The organism is Mesorhizobium sp. M1348, assembly GCF_040317925.1.
Taxonomy (GTDB): Bacteria; Pseudomonadota; Alphaproteobacteria; order Rhizobiales; family Rhizobiaceae; genus Mesorhizobium.
The window spans coordinates 313,062-327,084 of record NZ_JAMYLH010000003.1; the positions used below are offsets into that span (position 1 = coordinate 313,062).

Consider the following 14,023-nt stretch of genomic DNA (forward strand, 5'->3'; position numbering starts at 1 on the left):
CGCTTCATGCGCGGCGACCCCCTCTGTCGCCTTCGGCGACATCTCCCCCTCGAGGGGGGAGATTACGCGCTCACACCGCAATCCTTGGCCTTCCCGACGCCACCGCCACGACATGCGCCTCGATGAACATGCGCTGGCCCTCGACGGTGGAGACGCGGAATTCGCTGGCGATTTCGATCTCGGCGCTGTCGGTGCCGGCGTCCTTCGCCCGCCCGGCGGCAATCGCCCGCACGTCTTTCTCCGCCGCGGCGATCGCCGCGGCCTCGTCGTTGAAATCGCGTACACTTTCGCCGGAGGCAACGCGGAACAGCCCTTCCTTGGGCTGGCTGACCCGCGCCTCGGCCGATACCCGGACCTGGCCGACGACGGCGCCGAGCGCGTTGGCGACATCGGTATCCTCCGGCACCACGCAGTTATTGCCGACCAGCTCGGCCAGCCCGGCATAATGCAGTCGCGCCGAGGCGCCGAGGCCGATGACCGGACGGTCGAGCGCGACGCTGAGGCGGGCGATGCCGGGATGGGCGTCGACGGCGCGCTGGACCAGGGCATGGGCGACGGTCGCCGCGCCATCCAGCCCATCCTCGGCGAAGGCGGTTTCGAGGATGACTTCCGCCGACAGGCGGGTCAGCATGGTCAGCACCCGGTCCGAGATTGCCTCCGGCGAGGCCGCGATGAACTGGCCGCGGCCGTCGCGCCTGCGCGCGAATAGCTCGGCACCCAGACGCGCCGCGGCCGGATCCCAATTGGCCTGCCTGCCGAGCACATGCGCGGCATCCGACGGCGTGAAGCCGGCGACATGCACCAGTCCGCGTGACACCAGCCGGTTCAAGGTGGCGTTCTGGGCATTCGAGGTCAGCAATCTGTCGAGAGCCTGCGGCACGGCACCGATCAGCTCGTAAAGCTTGGCTTCAGCACCGGTCAGTCCGGCCGCCAGACGCTCCGGCACGCCGGTGCGCACCGCCAGCCGGCCATCCATGCGGCCGGGATTGGGCGCCCGCAGCTGGCGTTCGAGCTCCGCCGTGACGACTTCGCCATGCATCAAGCCGGCCAGCGCCAGCGGCACCAGGCGGCGCGGCCCGAGCAGGATCCTCGGGCTGAGCGCGCCGTCCTCCAGCGCCACTTCGGAATCGCCGCCGAGGCCAAAAGTGCGCATGGCGACGGCCTCAACCATGGTGCGGAAGCCGCCGACGGTGGCGCCTTCCGGATCGAGCCGCGGCCGGCCCTTGTCGAGCACGGCGACGTCGGTGGTGGTGCCGCCGATGTCGGAGACCACGGCATCGTCGAGGCCGGTCATGTGGCGGGCGCCGACCAGGCTGGCGGCCGGGCCGGACAGGATGGTCTCGATCGGCCGCTGGCGGGCAAAGGCGGCCGAGACCAAAGCGCCGTCGCCGCGCACCACCATCAGCGGGGCGGCAATGTTGCGCGCGGCCAAAAAGCCTTCGGTTGCCGCGACCAGCCGGTCGATCATCGAGATCAGCCTGGCGTTGAGCAAGGTCGTCAGCGCCCGGCGCGGGCCGCCGAGCTTGGCCGAAAGTTCGTGGCTGGCGGTGACCGGCAGGCCGGTCCTGTCGCGGATCAGGTCGCGGGCAGCGAGTTCGTGCGCCGGGTTGCGGGTGGCGAAATAGGCGCAGATGGCAAAGCCGGACACCGACTTTTCCAATTCCGGCAAAGCTGCCTCCAGCCCGGAAAGATCGAGCTTTGCCGCATTGCCATGGACATCGTGGCCGCCGGGGCAGAACACCACCGGGTCGGAGCCGAGCGCCGCCTTTAGTCCGTCGCGGGCCAGATCGCCCTCGGCAAAGCCGATCATCACAAGTGCTACGCGCCCGCCCTGGCCCTCGACCAGCGCATTGGTGGCAAGCGTTGTCGACATCGACACCAGTTTTATCGCAGTCGGGTCGGTGTCGGCTTTTTGCAGCACCGCATCGACTGCGCCCGATATGCCGACCGCCAGGTCGTGGCGCGTTGTCAGCGCCTTGGCCTTGGCCAGCACTTTTCCGCCGGGGCCGCCCGCTTCCGACCACAGCACGGCGTCAGTGTAGGTGCCGCCGGTGTCTATGCCGAGGAACAGGGGTGAGGGTTTGGTCTTGGCGGTCATATTTGGGTCCGGAGAATTCTCTTGCCCCGCCCCTTAGCGGATATGAACGGGCCGATAAAGCCGCGATGGCTGGGCCAAGGCAGCGTAATCTCCCCCCTCGAGGGGGAGATGTCGCCGAAGGCGACAGAGGGGGTCGGTACGTCCTGACGCGACGCCCTCTCTGCCAAGGAAAGAAGAAGCCGGCGCTCCACGCGAGACGACCCCCTCTGGCCTGCCGGCCATCTCCCCCTCGAGGGGGGAGATTCGCAGCTTGGCCGCCTACCCCACAAGAAAGGCTTGTTGGCCGAATAGGGCTACGCCCGGCTGCCCGGCGAGCCTTCTAGCGGCCTGCCGACAGAAGCGGTGGGCCGTTCGCGGCAGAAATACAAGATCGTCAGCATCACCGCGACAAGCAGGATGGCGTAGTAGATCGACAGTCGGGCATAGACCTCCGCCTTTTCCACCGGGAACGAGCGGCCCTGGCTGGCGGCGCGCGCCACCATCGAGGCAATCAGCGCGTCGCGGGAGAAGATCAGGTTTATCGCGGTCAATGGCAGGACCGAGGCGAACAGCAGGGCATTGCAGAGCTTCGCCTTGGGCTCGAACCGCAACAGCATCACGCCACACCAACTGTATAGGGCGCTGTAAAGCGCAACGGCCGCGGTCTTCAGCGGCGTGTCCTCCACCATGAAAAGGAACGGCGTGCCGTCGTCTGGTCCGGTGAGGCGCAGCAGGTACCAAATCCCGGACAGGACACCAAGCGTGCCAAGCAACAGATTGGCCCATTGTCGCTGGCCGGCCGGCTGCTCCATCTGCGCATAGGACAGCAGCCATTCCCCCACCGATATGTTTGCCACCCGTACAAGGCTGAACAGGATCAGCGAAAGGACCTGCCGAGCCGCCCATGACGCCGGCTGGCCAAGAACGGTCTCGGCAATGCCGGGAAACAGCCGGTCGGCCAGGACGACGGCCGCATTTACCCAGATGTAATCGATACAAAGGCTGAGAAACAGCAAGACATATTTGCGCAATTTGAAATCCCCCAAGCCCGACGAACCGCCACTCCGGCACATGCACGCACCGGTAGCAAAGATCTAACATCAACCGGGCGCAATTGTCGAAGGCCGAGATTGGCGGCGAGCGCTGGGCCGCCTACCCGGCAAATCCCACGCGCTTGTGGCTGCCATCGCAAAACGGCTTGTTGGCGGAGTGGCCGCAGCGGCAGAGGAAGGCGCGCTGCGTACGGTCTACAGTGTGGCCGGTGCCGGTGACGATTTCGAGATTGCCTTCGAGCTTGAGCGGGCCGTTGGTCGTCGGCGTCACGGCCAGCGGGCCATCCCGTACTTCCAGCGCCGGCGTATCCTTCAGCGCCGGTTCGCCGGTGGCGGTGAAGCCCGCCTTGGCGTGGCTGCCGTCGCAGAACGGCTTGTTTTCCGAAGCGCCGCAGCGGCACAGCGTGGCGCGGAAAAACGTTTCGCCGCCCAGCACTATCTCGGCATGGACGGCCAGCGGGCCGTTCTCCCTTATGCGCACGGTGTTGACCACCGGCGGCTGTTCCTGCGGCCCGCCATCCTTGCGGACGTAGGTGATGGCGCCGGACGGGCAGGCTTCGGCGAGCGTCACGACCTTCTCGACGCTGGCCGCCTCGGGGTGGATCCACTGGCCGGGCGCGTTGGGCACGAAAACATGCGGATCGCCAAGCACGCAATTGCGCGAATGGATGCAACGCTTTCCCGAAAAGCCGATATCGATCTTCTCGCTTTCGACCATGCCGGCCATTAGCTGTACTCCTCGCTGAAGGCATCACGCTATGGCGGCGGCCCTGACGCCGTCAAGCTGGCCGAGAGGCTGGGCGCTCTATCTCCCCCCTCGAGGGGGAGATGGCCGCATAGCGGCCAGAGGGGGTCGGCCCGACGGGGCTCGGCCTGCTGCTGCAGAACAGGTTGGCGCTCTACGCGCGGCTCTGTCGCCTTTGGCGACATCTCCCCCTCAAGGGGGGAGATGTGCCACGTCACGGAACCAGATCGATTTCCTCGGTCTCGCCGCCACTGCAGGTGTAGCAGCAATCGTCGCATTTTTCCGTGTTGGCGGGGCCGACGCCCCAATAGGTATTCTCGTCACCGTCGACCCAGGCGCCGTAGCAGATCGATTCGCCGTCATTGCAGGACAGCGGGATCGACTTGGTCTCGCCGTCGTTGAGATAATAATCCTGATTGTTGCCCGGCCAGACGTAGTCGCGGTCCTGGCTGTAGAGCTCGACGCGCATGGCGTTGGGATGGCTGTTCTTGATCTCGAAGGTGACATCGCCGGCATGCGCGACGGGCGCAAACAACGCGACGATAAAGAGCGCCGCGGCAACGCGGCGCGCGAAAGCGTAAGACAACATGATGATTCCCCCCGGAATGAAACGGCCTGCCCGGCCGCGAGGGGGAGCATGGCATGGCGGGTTGAAGGGTGGAAGAGGTGATTGCGGCATTTGCGTCGCGAGAGGCGCGAGGCTGCCAAGCAAGACCCCTCTCCGGTTTGCTTCGCAAACCACCTCTCCCCACGTTGTGGGGCGAGGAAATGCCAATCGCCGAAGCCTCGCAAAGCTTGGGTTCCTCGCCTCCTCGAAGTGGGGGAGAGGTGGCCGCGAAGCGACCGGAGAGGGGGCGGTCCGGCCGGGCTCAACGAGCAGGCTTCAGCAGCGTCCAGATCCAGCCGATGAATGTGAGCACCAGGAAGGGATATCCGGCAGCGGGCAGCGGCGCCGAGGTCGGCAGCAAAGGCGCGCCCCACAGGATCAGGCCCACTGAGACGACAAACAGCACAGCCGCCACGACAGCGGTGAGCCGCACCCACAGCGCGAAGGTTTTCGGCGCGCTGATCATGACCAGCGCCGCCGCCCAAAGCGAGATACCGCCGACATAGGAGGCCACGCTGGCCTCAAGCCCCGCCGCATTGCCGGCGAGCAGCAGGCTCTCGCCGGCAACGAAAATCAAAAATCCGGCCGCTACGCAGTCGTTGCCCAGCCGCTGATACTTTATCGTCAACAGCGCGGCTGCCACCACAAGCGCCACGCCGTCGATCGTCCAGAGTGTTTCGCGAAGCTCGGCGCTCTCCACGAAGGTGCCGGCAAGCCCAAAAGCGCCACCGATCGCCAGGCCAATCGCGGCGACGATATCGGAGATGGCAGGGCTGGCGGGACGCATTGAGACCTCCCTTCCAAGCCCAAGGATACTTCAGGATAGGGCGTTCTCCAATGGCGGCCCGCTGTCCCTAGGAGAGCATGATCAGCTGCCGACCGTCACATGTGGCGCGAGCCGGCGGCGAGCGCAACGTCGCAGTGGGAGTGTCGATCGCGACGGCGCGTCTAGCGCGAAAAAATGAGTGACATAACCGGACGGTTATGTGTCCAATTAAATGACTGGGAAAGGGAATTGATCACCTAAGCCTACATGGCTTGCAAACAAACATTCCGACTTGCAATCATGCAATTGATTTTTGTCCATGGTCTCCGTGGCAAAATGGAAAATTCGCCCGCCTGGATTTGAGACACCAGATGGCTTTACCAAAAGGCTAAGCATTTGCAGCATCATCAGACCTGATGCGTTCATCGCGAAGGGAAACACGTTCTCGTTTCGATGAACAAAATGGTCCCTCGGCAAATCTTTAGTGTAGGTCGGATCATCCAAGAATCCTTCCCGTTCCAGCGCTACATCGGCTGGCTTGTACTGTCCCAGGCACTCAAGACACGGCCTGCCTGGCATTGCGATGTGCGCACGCCAGTCTGCGCCCCGCATCCTGCCCTTTGGCGTGACACTTAGAAGAACACCACCGTCAACTACTGGGAGGAGATGCGCGTTTGCCAACATATTCAAAACGTGGCGTGGCCACGGCCGATCAACGCAACTGAACAATATGTCGCAATCAAGCGCAGCTTTTAGACCTTCGTCAGTCGTAATCGATAGCGGGAATGGACGGATTTCAACCGAAGCAGATGTTGCGTGTCTCTTAAGGACGTCGGATGCGACATCAACTTTGAGACGCCCGATATCCTCCACGGTTGCATGTAACAGCCGGTCCAGATTGTGTTCTTTGACGTTGTCGAAATCGATCAGCGTCACGGTCTCAGCGCCCATGCGAACTAACGCCTCGGCTATGAAAGCACCAACACTCCCCGCGCCTACTACCCCGTAGTGCAATCGAGCCAACGTGTTCTGGTTTTCAACACCCCATGCCGAGTAAGTGCGCCTTAAGACGTCTCGATACTCTGGCTTCGGAATCAGTTCGTCCATAAACGTCACGGCGAATTCGTCGCCGATCAATCGAACCGTGCCGCACCATTCGCGTCGGAATTCTCCTCGGCCTACACGCGGCCAAAAACGGCCGCTCAGCGCACCGTCTGTTCCCATTGTCAGACCGATTAGTGGTAGTCCGGTTGCACCGAAAACACGCGGTGCCAATCGCTCTTCGGCCACAACATCAGGACCGCTCATCGGTTGCCAGCCCGGAGTGAAATGATTGTGAAGGAATGCGATACCGGCCGCATCCTTCAACGCTTCTGCGATCGCGCGGTCGAAATACTTGGGGAGAAAACTTACGCCACCATGGAGTTCGCGTTCATCACTTTGTGGCAAGATAATTTTCGTCAACAACGCCGTCTCGCGACTGCGTCCTGTGCTGGGACGCCAAAGCGCGAAGCAGAGCTCCTCCTGTCTGCGTCCTTGGACCACATACCGAAGAAGATGCTCGCGCAGTTGGCGCCCTAATTCACAGGTGAGCGCAACACTATATCCGACACCGCTCATTGTGTAGCCCACAGGCCGTTGATGAATGCCATGTAACGTCCCGCAGTCCGGCTGCCATTCTGCCAAGTCTGGAAAGGCCGACTCCAATACTGCCACCCGGCACCGAAATGTTTGCTATGCCCGGAGCTATCATGGATACCGCCCGTCGGATGCTCACCGCCTCCCTTATTGGGATGCAAGATATGGTTGATATGCGGCCCAGTCGGCGGTGTAAGCGGAAAATCGGGAAGAACGACAAGTCCCATCGTAATTGTCAGGCCGGCGTGACTCCCGGCCCTCACCTCGTAGGGAAAGGTGATGTGTTCGTCCCCAAGTTCGGTCACCTCGAAACCAGCGGCCCGCAACTGCGCTGCAAAGAGCTTGGCTCCAGCAAGCATTGCATCGGCTGACTGGCCATCAGACACCGGCGTGGCGCCGGTGTAAGTGCTGATGAACTTTGAACCCGGGTGAAGGTGGACCTTTTCGTCGCCTTTGCCTTGGTACGATTCCGTATGTTGCCCCTTTATCTCGGTCAGGTAGTACTCGTCGCGAGCCAGGCTGGCTAACCCCAAAATTTGATCGGCGGTCAGTTCTTTTTCCTGCGTCTCGTGGGGGTCGCCGTCGATCTCAATTTCGAATGACTTCTGCATTTCCCTCTCCTTGTGAGGCATGTTGGCGTTCCGTCGGGAGGACGAATGTCGGGACCATATTTGCTACCCAGCTTGTCGTCAAGATCATTGACGTCATATTTTGTTGTTAAAACTGTCGGTATGCGACGTTGACGAATTGGCCGACAGCTATTATCCTAAGCGCGTCAGCGCGCGAGGTATTGCTAATGTTTGATACGATTTACGAGGAAATTGGCGCAACGATACGAGAATTGCGCGAGTCGAAGCTTAAAATAAGCCAAGAAGAAATGGCGAAAAGAGTTGGTATCTCCCGCCCTTCAGTTGCAAATATTGAAAGAGGCGGCCAACAACTAACAGTTGGGCAACTTCTGCTATTTTCGAATGTCTTGGGCGTGCATGCACTTGCGCTACTTCCAAGTGAGTACGGATCAAACGAAACGGGCTCTTTGGTTGATGCATTACCCGGAGACGTTGATCCGAAACTTCGAGCATGGGTTGGCACTTTGCAGGGTTAGCAAGTGATGAGTAGTAAAAAGGTGTGGCTAGATTCCAAGCGGCTCTTGGAGGTTCGAACGCGCGCATTGCAACAGCTACGCGCGGTCGATTACACCGGCGGTGCAGTAGATATTGAGCGTGTGGCCAGTAATTTGGGCGCAGCGATAAAATATGCTCCCTACGAAGGCGAGCTCGCAGGTATGCTAATTAGAACGAAGGGCCAGGCAATAATAGCAATTAATTCTGCACACCATAAAAATCGTCAAAGATTTACAATTGCTCACGAATGTGGGCACATAGTTTTCCATTCGCAAGATATATTTGTTGACAAGACTTTTTCCGTCCTTAGACGCGATGAGATCTCCTCTACCGCTGAAGATATAATGGAGGTTGAGGCAAACCAGTTCGCGGCCGAAATACTTATGCCTCTACCCTCTCTAAAGAGAGACCTCATAAAATACAATATCGACCTAGAAGACGACTCTCAAATTGCAAAAATGGCAAGAAACTACTCGGTAAGCGTTCAAGCGATGACCTATCGGGTGGCAAATCTGTTTTTAGCGCAAGTGGCCACTTAGCGCTCACCTTCAATGGCTGGGTACTTCGTGTATCTGTCGTTTCGATTGACGGCCTGAGCTGAATCATAGCCTTTTCGCGATCCTAGCTCCGGAGACTTCTGCTCTCCGGGCGCTCACGGCCCCCTCAATCCCCCATCTTCAGCGCCTGGATAAACGCCTCCTGCGGGATGTCCACCTTGCCGAACTGGCGCATCCGCTTCTTGCCCTCTTTCTGCTTGTCGAGCAGCTTGCGCTTGCGTGAGACGTCGCCGCCGTAGCATTTTGCGGTGACGTCCTTGCGCAGCGCCGAGATGGTCTCGCGGGCGATGACCTTGCCGCCGATCGCCGCCTGGATCGGGATCTTGAACAGATGGTGCGGGATCAGCTCCTTCAGCTTCTCGCACATCTGGCGGCCGCGCTTTTCCGCCGCCGTGCGGTGGACCAGCATCGACAGCGCGTCGACCGGCTCCTCATTGACCAGGATCGACATCTTGACCAGGTCGCCTTCCTTGTAGTCGGTCAGATGATAGTCGAACGAGGCGTAGCCCTTGGAGATCGACTTCAGCCGGTCGTAGAAGTCGAAGACCACCTCGTTGAGCGGCAGATCGTAGATCAGCATGGCGCGCTTGCCGACATAGGACAGGTCGGACTGGATGCCGCGCCGGTCCTGGCAGAGCTTCAGGATGCCGCCAAGATACTCGTCGGGGGTCAGGATGGTGGCGCGGATCCACGGCTCCTCGATGGCCGAGATCTTGACCACGTCGGGCATGTCGGCCGGGTTGTGCAGTTCCTTCGTCGTGCCGTCGGTCAAGGCCAGGCGGTAGACGACGCTAGGTGCGGTGGCGATGAGGTCGAGATTGAACTCGCGCTCCAGCCGCTCCTGGATGATTTCCAGATGCAACAGGCCAAGGAAGCCGCAGCGATAGCCGAAGCCGAGCGCCGCACTGGTTTCCATTTCGAACGAGAAGGACGCGTCGTTGAGGCGCAGCTTGCCGACCGCGGCGCGCAGGTCCTCGAAATCGGCGGCGTCGACCGGGAAGAGGCCGCAGAACACCACCGGCTGCGCCGGCTTGAAGCCGGGCAGGGCTTGTGCAGTTGGGCGCTTGTCCTCGGTGATGGTGTCGCCGACGCGGGTATCGGCAACCTCCTTGATCGAGCCGGTGAAGAAGCCGAACTCGCCGGGGCCGAGCTCGTCGACATTGATGCGGGCGGGCGTGAAGACGCCGGTGCGCTCGACCAGGTGCCTGGCGCCGGTGCCCATCATGCGGATGGTCTGGCCCTTTTTCAGCACGCCGTCGATGATGCGGACCAGCACGATGACGCCGAGATAGGCGTCGTACCAGGAGTCGACCAGCATCGCCTTCAGCGGAGCGGTGATGTTGCCCTCGCGCGGCGGCGGCAGATCGTTGACGATCGCCTCCAGCACGTCGGGAATGCCGAGGCCGGTCTTGGCCGAAATCAGCACGGCGTTGGAGGCATCGATGCCGATCACCTCCTCGACCTGCTCGCGGATGCGCTCGGGCTCGGCGGCGGGCAGATCGACCTTGTTCAGCACCACGACGATCTCGTGGTTGTTGTCGATCGCCTGATAGACATTGGCCAGCGTCTGCGCCTCGACGCCTTGGGAAGCGTCGACGACCAGCAGCGAGCCTTCGCAGGCGGCCAGCGAGCGTGACACTTCATAGGCGAAGTCGACATGGCCGGGCGTGTCGATCAGGTTGAGGATATAGTCCTGCCCATTGTTGGCGTGGTATTTCAACCGCACCGTCTGCGCCTTGATGGTGATGCCGCGCTCACGCTCGATATCCATCGAGTCCAGCACCTGCTCCTTCATGTCGCGCAGCTCCAGCCCGCCGGTCGACTGAATCAGCCGGTCGGCAAGCGTGGATTTGCCATGGTCGATATGGGCAACGATGGAGAAATTGCGGATGTTTTTGATCGGCGTGGTCATGCGGCGCGCTTTAGCAGGGGCACGATGCATCGGCAAGCGGCGGGGCGCGGGTGCGGCGGCGGCGGGCCAAAAGTCGTTAAACTTTGATCCATGAGATTAGAGCATAGTTCGCGCCCGGCGTGATAGCCCACTGGGTCTATCGCCGTTTCGGGGGATCGGAATGCCGCTGTCAGCACGCAAATTTCTCAAATCGGTGAGCGGCTCGTTCGCGCCAATGCTCGCCATTTTGCTTATCCCAATGGTTGCCGCATTGGGTTTTTCCATCGACTATACCTCGGCGGTTTCAACCAAGGCCTCGATGCAGAACGCGCTCGATGCAGCATCGCTGTCGATCACGACGCTGGAGACGACCACGTCACTGGCAGACCGCCAGGTGAAGCTGCAGGAGGCATACCTGGCCAATGGCGGGGAAGGCACGGCAAAGCTCGACAGCTTCGTCGTCGCCACGGACGGCGCCGCCAGCATCAAGGCTTCGGCCGGCTTTGCCATGCCGACGAGTTTCATGCAGATCGCCAAGATCAACACGGTGCAGGTCGGCGTCGCGTCGGCAGTGACAAAGCGGCCGGCATTGGTGGAGGCGACCTTCAAGGTCGACAAGATCTCGGGCTATTGGAACAAGACGATGACGCTCTATGGCACCAAATTCGCTGAGACGACTGCCAACAAGCTGATGAAGATCGACTACACATACAACGGTTATGGCGATCCTAAGGGCTACGGCACGGCCAGCGTGTATACGGTCAACGGAACGACGACCACGCTCGTCCAGCAGCAAGTATGCACGACCACCACAGTGCTCAGCTTCTACGGCTTACCCAGCACCACGATCACCCAGACCGACTCATACGGCAGGAAATACGCAACCACCTGCGTCAGCACGATGTATCCCGCGACGAGTGCCGGTGCGGTGATCGACGTCAGCCAGATGGACCAGCTGTACCTGCGGATGGATGTGCCGTCCGGCAATCCATCCGTGCTCAAATCGAACGATCCGGCGACATCGAACCGGCTTTACGCCGACGGCGTCGAAATTGCGAACGGAGAAACCGTCGATATCTTCACGCTCGTGCCATGCGGCCAGAGCAGCAAACAGGCTTGGGAAGATGGCGGCAATCCCGTACCGGCAGCCATTTCGAATGCCGACTTCTTCTACACGGTGACCGGCAAGTGCGCCTTCAACAAGCGGCCTTCGGAAACTGTGCTTACACAATAGCCGGGCCGCGGCTGGGTGCCACCTGCCTGCCCCAGAACTCGTCACAACGCCGCCTGGTCACCACCCGGTGGCGTTTTTGGTTGCGAACGACCATCTTCCCTTCTCCCCTTGTGGGAGAAGGTGGCCGAGCGAAGCTCGGTCGGAAGAGGGGTGTTCCAGGGAACGCCAACGCCTCATTTCTTCCAGCACCCCTCAACCGTCTGGGCGCTACGCGCCGATCCACCTTCTCCCACAAGGGGAGAAGGGACAGCTGCGAACGATCACGAAGCGGTGATGCTGTAACGAACCGTGCGTCGGCGGCGAAGTGTGGACATGGAACCGCACAGGAGAACAGCGATGACCGGATCGAAACGCGGCACTGCCCTTATCGGGCTTGCCCTGGCTCTGTTTTCGCCAATTGGGTTTTCGGCAACCAGCGCGGCCGCCGGCCAGACGCTGACCGTCGTCGAGCTGTTCACCAGCCAGGGCTGCTCGTCCTGCCCGCCAGCCAACGCCAATCTGATCAAGGTCAAGGACCGGCCCGGCGTGCTGGCGCTGTCCTTCAACGTCACCTACTGGGACTATCTCGGTTGGAAGGACACATTCGGCAAAGAAGAATTCACGCAGCGCCAGGTCCGCTATGAACCGTCGCTCGGCCGTTCCGGCCCGTTCACGCCGCAAGTGGTGGTCAACGGCAAGGCCGATGCGGTCGGCGCCAGGCCGGGCGAGATAGAGCAGCTGATTTCGAGCGGCGGCCTCGCCGACGGACCTTCGCTGTCGCTCGCCGGCGGGAAGGTCAGCATCGGCGCCGGTCCGGTGCCCGGCGGCAAGGCCGACGTCTGGCTGGTGCGTTACCGACAAGGCGTCGTCGAGGTGCCGGTGGCGCGCGGAGAAAACACCGGCCGCACGCTGCCGCACGCCAATGTCGTGCATTCGCTGACCAGGCTGGGCAGTTGGACCGGCGACGCCACCGCGCTGCCGCTGCCGGCGACGACGGGCGGCCTCAGCACGGCGGTGCTGGTGCAGGTGCCGGGCGGCGGGCCGATTCTGGCCGCCGCTACGAACTAGAAACCCTCGCGAAATTTCCCCAACGCGCAGCGGCGCCGCCGCGTGCCGTCAACCCCTGCCAAACCCAAGGAGATCATCATGACCAATCGCCCGACCCTGGCGGCACTCGCCTTCGCACTTTGCTCGACGGCGCTGTTCGCAGGAGGCGCGGCGCGGGCCGAAGATGCGATGAAGCCGGCGATGGCGACAAACGCCATGAAGCCGGCGACGGGCGCAATGGCGCCTGACGCGATGCCCACGACTGCGATGAAGGCGACAGATCCGATGAAGGCCGACTGCATGAACAAGGCAGCCGCCGAAACGAACGCCATGAAGAAAGCCGAAGCGACCAAGTCCTGCGATGCCATGGCTCCGGCCAAATAGGCGATGCGCACAGCAATGTGAGAGCCCGGCGGACCTATCCGTCGTATAATCCACACCAGCATCATGGGAGATCAGACATGACCGCAACCGTGAAACGATCGTCGATTTTCACAAAAGCCGCACTTGCCGCGCTCATCCTCGCGGCCGCCGCTGCCGTGTTCTGGCAGACGCCGGCAGTCTCGGCCGAAGACGCGGTGGTGATCCCGCCGCCGGCAATGGACGAGAAGGCCACCGCCGGCACCGAGAAGGCGGTCTTCGCCGGCGGCTGCTTCTGGGGTGTGCAAGGCGTGTTCCAGCACGTCCAGGGCGTCACCAGCGCCGTTTCCGGCTATGCCGGCGGCGACAAGGACACGGCCGTCTACGAAATGGTCGGCACCAGCCGGACGGGCCATGCCGAATCCGTCGAGATCACTTACGAGCCATCCAAGGTGACCTACGGCCAGCTGCTGCAGGTGTATTTCTCGGTGGCGCACAATCCGACGCAACTGAACTATCAGGGGCCAGACAGCGGCACCCAGTACCGTTCGACGATCTTTGCCGAAAACGACACGCAGAAAAAGATCGCCGAAAGCTACATCGCGCAGCTCGATAAGGCCAAGGTGTTTCCTAAGCCGATCGTTACGACGCTGGAGACCGGCAAGAGCTTCTATCCGGCCGAGGACTACCACCAGGACTTTCTGACGCTCAACCCGACCTATCCCTATATCGTCTACAACGATCTGCCCAAGGTCGAGAATTTGAAGCGGCTGTTCCCCAACCTCTACAGCGAAAAGCCGGTTCTGGTGCTGGCCGCCAACAAGAGCTGAGTTGTGGGGAGGTAATCTCCCCCCTCGAGGGGGAGATGTCGCCGAAGGCGACAGAGGGGGTCGCCGCGCGCTGAGCGCCAACTTCGTCTTCCTCGAAATGCCGCGTCGCGCCAACC

At 61.6% G+C, this 14,023-nt stretch carries 14 protein-coding genes; 6 read left to right on the forward strand and 8 right to left on the reverse strand.

Annotated elements, in window-relative coordinates:
- Positions 1-70 precede the first annotated feature (70 nt).
- From NKH13_RS08550 to NKH13_RS08580, 7 genes are all read right to left on the reverse strand, one after another.
- Positions 71-2,098 (reverse strand): hydantoinase/oxoprolinase N-terminal domain-containing protein, encoded by a 2,028-nt coding sequence (locus NKH13_RS08550; protein WP_352912128.1) that lies wholly within the window; start codon positions 2,096-2,098, stop codon positions 71-73.
- A gap of 293 nt (positions 2,099-2,391) precedes the next feature.
- Positions 2,392-3,108 (reverse strand): hypothetical protein, encoded by a 717-nt coding sequence (locus NKH13_RS08555; protein ID WP_352912129.1) that lies wholly within the window; start codon positions 3,106-3,108, stop codon positions 2,392-2,394.
- A 121-nt stretch (positions 3,109-3,229) separates the two neighbouring features.
- Positions 3,230-3,856: a CDGSH iron-sulfur domain-containing protein gene (locus NKH13_RS08560; protein WP_352716124.1), complete on the reverse strand. Its 627-nt coding sequence runs from the start codon at positions 3,854-3,856 to the stop codon at positions 3,230-3,232.
- Between the two features lie 232 nt (positions 3,857-4,088).
- Positions 4,089-4,460, reverse strand: a complete 372-nt coding sequence (locus NKH13_RS08565; protein WP_352716395.1) for a hypothetical protein — start codon at positions 4,458-4,460, stop codon at positions 4,089-4,091.
- Positions 4,461-4,743: 283 nt separating this feature from the next.
- Positions 4,744-5,268: a hypothetical protein gene (locus NKH13_RS08570; RefSeq protein WP_352912131.1), complete on the reverse strand. Its 525-nt coding sequence runs from the start codon at positions 5,266-5,268 to the stop codon at positions 4,744-4,746.
- A gap of 207 nt (positions 5,269-5,475) precedes the next feature.
- Positions 5,476-6,867, reverse strand: coding sequence for a ThiF family adenylyltransferase (locus NKH13_RS08575; RefSeq protein ID WP_352912133.1), 1,392 nt, complete (start codon positions 6,865-6,867; stop codon positions 5,476-5,478).
- Positions 6,864-7,496 (reverse strand): hypothetical protein, encoded by a 633-nt coding sequence (locus NKH13_RS08580; protein ID WP_352912135.1) that lies wholly within the window; start codon positions 7,494-7,496, stop codon positions 6,864-6,866. Before NKH13_RS08580 ends, NKH13_RS08575 begins: the two co-directional genes overlap by 4 nt.
- A gap of 185 nt (positions 7,497-7,681) precedes the next feature.
- On the opposite strand from NKH13_RS08580, the gene NKH13_RS08585 reads away from it, so the two are divergent.
- Together NKH13_RS08585 and NKH13_RS08590 are read left to right on the forward strand one after the other, a co-directional pair.
- Entirely contained in the window at positions 7,682-7,990 is a 309-nt protein-coding gene (locus NKH13_RS08585) for a helix-turn-helix domain-containing protein (protein WP_352912137.1), read from the forward strand.
- 6 nt (positions 7,991-7,996) lie between these two features.
- A complete protein-coding gene (locus NKH13_RS08590) occupies positions 7,997-8,548 on the forward strand; it encodes an ImmA/IrrE family metallo-endopeptidase (protein WP_352912139.1) in 552 nt (183 codons plus the stop codon).
- Between the two features lie 124 nt (positions 8,549-8,672).
- Here NKH13_RS08590 and lepA read toward each other — a convergent pair whose 3' ends face one another.
- Entirely contained in the window at positions 8,673-10,478 is a 1,806-nt protein-coding gene (lepA, locus tag NKH13_RS08595) for a translation elongation factor 4 (protein WP_352912141.1), read from the reverse strand.
- 160 nt (positions 10,479-10,638) lie between these two features.
- On the opposite strand from lepA, the gene NKH13_RS08600 reads away from it, so the two are divergent.
- From NKH13_RS08600 to msrA, 4 genes are all read left to right on the forward strand, one after another.
- A complete protein-coding gene (locus NKH13_RS08600) occupies positions 10,639-11,691 on the forward strand; it encodes a TadE/TadG family type IV pilus assembly protein (RefSeq protein ID WP_352912143.1) in 1,053 nt (350 codons plus the stop codon).
- Between the two features lie 336 nt (positions 11,692-12,027).
- On the forward strand, positions 12,028-12,738 hold the full coding sequence (locus NKH13_RS08605; protein ID WP_352912145.1) for a DUF1223 domain-containing protein: 711 nt from the start codon (positions 12,028-12,030) through the stop codon (positions 12,736-12,738).
- A 78-nt stretch (positions 12,739-12,816) separates the two neighbouring features.
- The gene (locus NKH13_RS08610) at positions 12,817-13,101 is read left to right on the forward strand and encodes a hypothetical protein (protein WP_352912147.1); all 285 of its coding nucleotides are present in this window, start codon (positions 12,817-12,819) and stop codon (positions 13,099-13,101) included.
- Positions 13,102-13,178: 77 nt separating this feature from the next.
- Positions 13,179-13,907 (forward strand): peptide-methionine (S)-S-oxide reductase MsrA, encoded by a 729-nt coding sequence (gene msrA, locus NKH13_RS08615; protein ID WP_352912149.1) that lies wholly within the window; start codon positions 13,179-13,181, stop codon positions 13,905-13,907.
- Positions 13,908-14,023: the final 116 nt, after the last annotated feature.

Bases quoted from the DNA above. Each gene is read 5' to 3' on its own strand.
- NKH13_RS08550 (WP_352912128.1), bottom strand. From the start codon at position 2,098: ATGACCGCCAAGACCAAACCCTCACCCCTGTTCCTCGGCATAGACACC.
- NKH13_RS08560 (WP_352716124.1), bottom strand. From the start codon at position 3,856: ATGGCCGGCATGGTCGAAAGCGAGAAGATCGATATCGGCTTTTCGGGA.
- NKH13_RS08570 (WP_352912131.1), bottom strand. From the start codon at position 5,268: ATGCGTCCCGCCAGCCCTGCCATCTCCGATATCGTCGCCGCGATTGGC.
- NKH13_RS08575 (WP_352912133.1), bottom strand. From the start codon at position 6,867: ATGAGCGGTGTCGGATATAGTGTTGCGCTCACCTGTGAATTAGGGCGC.
- NKH13_RS08580 (WP_352912135.1), bottom strand. From the start codon at position 7,496: ATGCAGAAGTCATTCGAAATTGAGATCGACGGCGACCCCCACGAGACG.
- NKH13_RS08585 (WP_352912137.1), top strand. From the start codon at position 7,682: ATGTTTGATACGATTTACGAGGAAATTGGCGCAACGATACGAGAATTG.
- NKH13_RS08590 (WP_352912139.1), top strand. From the start codon at position 7,997: ATGAGTAGTAAAAAGGTGTGGCTAGATTCCAAGCGGCTCTTGGAGGTT.
- lepA (WP_352912141.1), bottom strand. From the start codon at position 10,478: ATGACCACGCCGATCAAAAACATCCGCAATTTCTCCATCGTTGCCCAT.
- NKH13_RS08600 (WP_352912143.1), top strand. From the start codon at position 10,639: ATGCCGCTGTCAGCACGCAAATTTCTCAAATCGGTGAGCGGCTCGTTC.
- NKH13_RS08605 (WP_352912145.1), top strand. From the start codon at position 12,028: ATGACCGGATCGAAACGCGGCACTGCCCTTATCGGGCTTGCCCTGGCT.
- NKH13_RS08610 (WP_352912147.1), top strand. From the start codon at position 12,817: ATGACCAATCGCCCGACCCTGGCGGCACTCGCCTTCGCACTTTGCTCG.
- msrA (WP_352912149.1), top strand. From the start codon at position 13,179: ATGACCGCAACCGTGAAACGATCGTCGATTTTCACAAAAGCCGCACTT.